This is a genomic window from Corallococcus llansteffanensis, from assembly GCF_003612055.1.
GTDB classification, from domain to species: Bacteria; Myxococcota; Myxococcia; order Myxococcales; family Myxococcaceae; genus Corallococcus; species Corallococcus llansteffanensis.
The window spans coordinates 1-5108 of record NZ_RAWB01000656.1 but is presented as its reverse complement, the minus strand read 5'-3'; the positions used below and the strand labels follow the sequence as shown (position 1 = coordinate 5108).

The following is a 5108-nucleotide window of genomic DNA, read 5'->3' as shown; positions in this document are numbered from 1 at the left end:
CCCGAGCTCCTCGCCTCACTCTCGCCGCCCCCTCCCGGCCCGGCGGTGGCCTTCGTGCTGCGCCTGGCGCACGCCCTGCACCGGCACGGCACGCCCGCGCACCGCCTGGAGGGGCTGATGCAGCGGGTGTGCGAGCGGCTGGGCCTGGAGGCCCGCTTCTTCTCCACCCCCACCTCCATCTTCGCCTCCTTCGGCCGGGCCGAGGAGCTGCGCACCAGCCTCATCCGCGTGGAGCCCGGGGACACGGACCTGGAGCGCCTCATCCTCCTGGACCTGCTCGCGGACGACGTCATCCAGGGGCGCATCACGCCCTCGCAGGGCGCCCTGGACGTGGAGGCCATCCTCGCCCGCCCGCCGCGCTACGGCCCCGCCGTGCAGCTGCTCTGCTGGATGCTGGCCGGAGGGGCCGCGGCCATCCTCTTCGGTGGCGGCTGGAAGGAGATGGGCGTCGCGGGCTTCAGCAGCCTGAGCATCGGACTGGTGGACCTCTTCACCCGCAAGCAGCCCACCACCGCGCGCGTGCTGGAGCCCGTGGCGGCCGTGCTCTCCGCCGCGTTCGCGGGCCTCGCCGCGCACTTCCTCGGCCCCCTGCACGTCGAGGTGGCCACGCTCGCGGGGCTGATTGTCCTGTTGCCCGGCCTCACCCTCACCATCGCCGTCAACGAGGTGGCCACGCGCAACCTCATCTCCGGCACGTCGCGCCTCACCCACGCGGCGCTGGTGTTCCTCCAGCTGGGCTTCGGCGTGGCCCTGGGCAGCCGCGTGGCCACGGTGCTGCCTCCCATGCCCGTGGGGCCCCTGCCCACGGTGCTTCCTCCCGGCACCGCCGTCGCCGCGCTCGTCGTCGCGGGCTTCGCCATCGCGGTGCTCTTCCGCGCCCGGCCCCGGGACTGGGGCTGGATTGCCCTGGCCGGCGCCGCCGCGTTCGGAGGCGCCCGCCTGGGGACGCTGCTCCTGGGGCCACAGCTGGGCGCGTTCGTGGGGGCGCTGCTCCTGGGCATCGGCAGCAACGCGCTGGCGCGACTTCGCAACCGCCCGTCCGTCACCACCGTGGTGCCGGGCCTGATGCTGCTCGTCCCCGGCAGCGTGGGCTTCCGCAGCCTCGCGTCGCTGCTGGAACGCGACGTGGTGGCCGGCGTGGACACCGCCTTCTCCATGCTGCTGGTCGCGGTGGCGCTGGCGACGGGCCTCCTGTCCGCCAACGCCATCATGCCCCCGCGCAAGGTGCTCTGAGGCGCGCGGGAGGAAGGCCGGCTCAAGTCAGGCGAAGCAGGTACACCCCCGCGAGCGCCACCACGAAGTACGGCACCAGCACCGCCGCCCCCGCGTACTCCTTCGCCATGCGCTGGCCGAAGAACAACGCCAGCAGCGACACCGCCGACAGCACCGCGCCCAGGTACGCGAGGAACGGGTTGCCGTTGACCACCAGCGCCACCGCGCCCGCCGCGCTCAGCGCGCCTGCCGCCAGCTCCATCAGCGTGATGACCGCCAGCATCGGGGCCACCACGCCCTTGAGGGGCGACTTGGCGAAGTGGCCGGTCAGCCACCCCAGGTTCCCCTTCCAGTCCACGACCTTGTCCAGGCCGGACTGCAGGAAGAGGATGGCCAGGAAGGCGGCGCACAGCACCTGGGGAAGCCAGAGGGTGAAGCGGGCGGAGTCGAAGGGCGGCATGGCGCCACACTCTACCGTCCCCTTCGCCGCCCCCAAGCAAAGCGAGCAGGCAGGCAGACGAAGTACCGGGAATTCCTCCTGCAACATTCCGACCGGGCGGGCTCCCGCCTTGAGGCCAGGCTCCTTAATTTTGAAGGGCCATGGCCTCTGATCAGGTTGCTCGCCGCGTCTTCGTCGGTCTCATCCTGCTGTCCATCCTCCTCCTGTGCCTGGTCATCCGGCCGTTCGGGGAGGCGCTCTTCCTGGCGGCGGTGCTGGCCGGGACCTTCCATGGCCTGCACAAACGGCTGAGGAAGCGCCTGCGCGGCCACGGCAGTGTGTCCGCCGGCATCATCGTCACGGGCACCGTGCTGGCGTTGCTGCTGCCCCTGGGAGGCCTCACCGCCTTCGTCGTCGCGGAGGTGACCGAGGGGGCGCGCTTCGTGAGCCAGACGGTGCAGAAGGACGGCATGGATGGCCTCGTGGGGAAGCTGCCTGGCGGCCTCCGGGGGCCGGTCAGCTCGCTCATCGAGCGGCTCCCGCTGGAGCAGGAGCAGCTGGACAAGAAGGTCCAGGAGCAGGTCACGAACCAGGGCGGCACGGCGGCCCGGGCCGTGACGGGCGCGGTGGCCGCCACGGGCTCGCTGCTGCTCCAGACGACGATGATGCTCATCGCGCTCTTCTTCTTCCTCACCGACGGCGAGCGGCTGGTGCAATGGATTGAAAGCGTGTCGCCGCTGCGGCGCGGACAGACGAAGGAGCTGCTGCGCGAGTTCCGGGGCACGTCGGTGTCGGTGCTGGTGTCCACGGTGGCCACCGCGGGCGTGCAGGCCGTGGCCGCGCTGGTGGGCTTCCTCATCGTGGGGGTGCCGGCGCCGCTGTTCTTCGCGGGCCTCACCTTCTTCTTCGCGCTCATCCCCGCGGTGGGCGCGGCGGTGGTGGTGCTGCTCGCGTCGGGCCTGATGTTCCTCAGCGGGCACCCCTGGGCGGCCCTCTTCCTCGCCATCTGGGGCGTGGTGGTGGTGGGCCTGGTGGACAACGTCGTCAAGCCGCTGCTGGCCAAGAAGGGCATGAACCAGCACGGCGCCGTCATCTTCTTCGCGCTGCTGGGCGGCCTCGCGGCGTTCGGCACGGTGGGCCTGCTGCTGGGGCCGCTCATCGTCGCCTTCTTCCTCTCCGTGGTGCGCATCTACGAGCGCGACTACGGACGGCCCAACCCGCGCCTGGGCGACCCGGCCACGCCGGGCGGCCCGCCGGTGGAGTCCGCCACCGGGCACGTCGTGCTCACGTCGGAGTCGGGGCAGCCCCTCACCGACGTGGACACGCCGCCCAAGCACTGACGCTCCGCTTCAGGGAGTGGACTTCTTCGGCGCGGCCCCCTTCGTGGCGGGCGGCGCCGAAGTCGTTTCCGCCCCCAGCGAGCGGTACGCCTCGCGCAGCGCGTCCGGCGAACCGGCGAGCTTCACCGCGACGCGGCGGGCCTCCGCGGGGGGAAGCCGTCCCAGCACGCTGCGCTCCAGGTGCTGATCCACGAAGGCCTGGGTGGTGTCCTCCTTCAGGTCCACCACCTCCCCCTTCGCGTCCAGCACCGGCACCACGCGCGGCGAATTGAGCAGCAGCACCGTGGGCACGTCCACGGCCTTCACGCGGCGGGCGACCTCGTCGCGCAGCTTCGGGTCGAAGTGGATGCCCTTCTCCTGCACCAGCGCGCGGATGCCCTCGTAGTCGCCGGTGGCCTTGATGATCATCAGGCGCGAGAGCAGCTCGCCCACCGCTTCGCGCATCTTCGCGTAGTCCGGGACGGTGAGGTACGTGCGGCCGTTCTCCACCACCGGCTTCACGACGCCCTTCTCCTCCAGGAACGTCACCGTCATGTGGTGGCCGCGCTGGTGGTCCTCCTCGAACGCGTTGCCCGTCTCCACCCGGCGCAGGTTGGTGAGCCCCTCCACCAGGAAGTCCCGGTACATCTGCTTCGCGATGGCGTCGTGGTCCGGCGACAGCTCCGCGAGCGCCGGGTCGAAGGCGTGCCACAGCGCGACGAGGTCCGCGCGGGCCTCCTCCAGCGTGTTGTCGTACTCCTTCAGGAACACGGACGGGGACTGGCCCTTGAGCTTCGCGTCCACCTGCCCGGAGGCGTGGCCCAGCACCTCATGGAAGGCCACCAGCCACTTGCGCGCGGTGACGGAGTGGCGCTGCGCCTGCTCGCGGTCCTCGGCCGTGCGGGAGAACTCCAGCGCCAGGGGCAGCCGCGTGACGGCGGAGGCGGCCTCCATGACGTTGGTCACCATCACGCTCTTGCTGCCGTACTTCTCGCGGATGTGCTGCTCGTTGGGCAGGTTGATGCCCGCGGGCGGCTGCGGGTAGGACGTGATGAGGTTGATGGCCTTGGCCACCGGCAGCGCGACCTTCTTGCGGCGGTACTGCGCGGGCCAGGGCAGCCGGTCCTCGAAGTACTGGGCCTTGCGACCCATGAGCTCCATGATCTGGTTCTCCTTCGCGTCGCGGTAGTTGATGAGCGCCTCCCACTGCCCCTTGTGGCCGCGAGGGTCGACGTACGTCTCGATGAAGCCCAGGTTGGCGTCCACCTTCGGGTCCACCTTGAGCCACGCGATGTTGTACGCGTCCCAGTCCTTCGGGCTGCCCGTCTGGAAGTAGCGCACCAGCTTGCCCAGCGCGGCCCGGTGCGCGGGCTCCGCGGACTTCATCGCCTCCTGGAGGTGCGCGATGACGCGCGACAGCTCCTGCGCGTACAGCCCCGGCTTCACCTTGCCGTCCGGCGTGCCGGCGCGGAACACCTGCTCCACGAGCTTGCCGTCCTGCTTCACCACGCGCGAGTTGAGCGGGTACTTCTCCTGGAAGCCCGCAAGGTCCTTCTCCGTCACGCCGGGGCCGTAGGCGGTGTTGGAGGACGCCGTGAGCAGGTCCTGTCCGGGCGGCGGGGCCTTGGAGGTGAGCTGCGGTTCGAACGCCGCGTCGAAGAGGGTGGGCCGCAGCTCCTGGAGCCACGCCTGGAGCGCGGCCTCGTCCTTCACCGGGTACGGAGCGCCGGCCTTGAGGGCGCGCAGGGCGGCGGCATTGAGCTGCTCGGCGGTGAAGCCCGGGACGAACTTCTGGCCGGTGGTGCTGTCGTGGTTGCCGCCGTGGCCGTAGAAGCGCAGCAGGTAGTCCGCCAGCTTCGCGTCGAAGCCGGACGCGCCGCTCTGGGCATCCCGCCCGAAGACCCAGGCGCCTTCCAGCAGCCGCTTCGCCGGCACCAGCTTCCAGCCGAGCTGGTCGTACGCGATGTCCTCGCCCGCGTGCGCCGCGAGGGTCAGCGACCACGCGACGCGCTTCTCCGCGGCGGAGAGCTCCGCGACGCCGGGCGCGAACATCTGGGCGACGGCGGTGTTGCCGGAGCGGGCGCGCAGGAACTTCCCGCCGGGCACGGTGAGGCTGGGCTGCGCGGCCTGGGCGGGCG

General features: G+C 71.4%; 4 protein-coding genes. 2 read left to right on the top strand and 2 right to left on the bottom strand.

The genetic code is table 11. The features are described 5' to 3' along the window. A partial coding sequence (locus D7V93_RS37470; RefSeq protein WP_147451545.1) for a threonine/serine exporter family protein occupies window positions 1-1233 on the top strand: 1233 nt, incomplete at its 5' end. Window positions 1234-1255: 22 nt separating this feature from the next. Here the strand turns inward: D7V93_RS37470 and D7V93_RS37465 are convergent. Next, entirely contained in the window at window positions 1256-1672 is a 417-nt protein-coding gene (locus D7V93_RS37465; protein ID WP_120647894.1) for a DoxX family protein, read from the bottom strand. A 140-nt stretch (window positions 1673-1812) separates the two neighbouring features. Between D7V93_RS37465 and D7V93_RS37460 the strand changes: the two genes are divergently transcribed. Continuing rightward, window positions 1813-2991: an AI-2E family transporter gene (locus D7V93_RS37460; RefSeq protein WP_120647893.1), complete on the top strand. Its 1179-nt coding sequence runs from the start codon at window positions 1813-1815 to the stop codon at window positions 2989-2991. A 9-nt stretch (window positions 2992-3000) separates the two neighbouring features. Here D7V93_RS37460 and D7V93_RS37455 read toward each other — a convergent pair. Then, window positions 3001-5108: dipeptidyl-peptidase 3 family protein (locus tag D7V93_RS37455; protein ID WP_120647892.1), on the bottom strand; the 2108-nt coding region annotated here is incomplete at its 5' end.

Excerpts from the sequence above, each read along its gene's own strand:
- D7V93_RS37465 (WP_120647894.1), bottom strand. The coding sequence starts at position 1,672 with ATGCCGCCCTTCGACTCCGCCCGCTTCACCCTCTGGCTTCCCCAGGTG.
- D7V93_RS37460 (WP_120647893.1), top strand. The coding sequence starts at position 1,813 with ATGGCCTCTGATCAGGTTGCTCGCCGCGTCTTCGTCGGTCTCATCCTG.